We start from the raw sequence: 497 nt of genomic DNA on the forward strand, positions 1-497 counted from the left end.
CGCCGGGGATATACAGATTTTCAGCTTCGCGGACAACACGAGAGGCGAGAGAAGAAAAGACGGAATCATCAGCGTCTGCCGGCCCTTCCACACATAAGGAGAGCTGGAAATATTCTGGCTGGCTCCATCCTTCAGGCTTTTTATCGGGATTGACAGGCAAAGCATCACGCTTACTTTTCGTGTGTAAAGAAGTATTTTTTCGGGACAAGAATAATATTATCAAAACAAAGAACACAATAACAAATGCACCGCCGAAATACACAACATAGTCATCAACGAAAGTCGGGACACTCTGTTGCGATGAGGAATAAGCGCCACCCTCTGAGGGGTGCGGATAAAAATCACTCGGCATCAATTCATGCGTATCAACAGATCTGGCAGATTCAGATGTTGCCATATATAACCTCTAAATTAAAAAAGATGAAATAACTCCGCCGATGGCGGCAACGCCTCACAGATGCACAAATAAATTGTGCAACTGCTCACCGTTCTGAGGA

General features: G+C 45.1%; 1 protein-coding gene. It reads right to left on the reverse strand.

What is annotated here, in order from left to right; translation table 11 throughout:
• On the reverse strand, positions 1-397 hold a 397-nt coding region (locus ELS83_RS21855; RefSeq protein WP_216616778.1), incomplete at its 3' end, for a hypothetical protein.
• Positions 398-497 lie beyond the last annotated feature (100 nt).

The sequence above is a fragment of the Marinifilum caeruleilacunae genome (assembly GCF_013141825.1).
GTDB classification, from domain to species: Bacteria; Bacteroidota; Bacteroidia; order Bacteroidales; family Marinifilaceae; genus Marinifilum; species Marinifilum caeruleilacunae.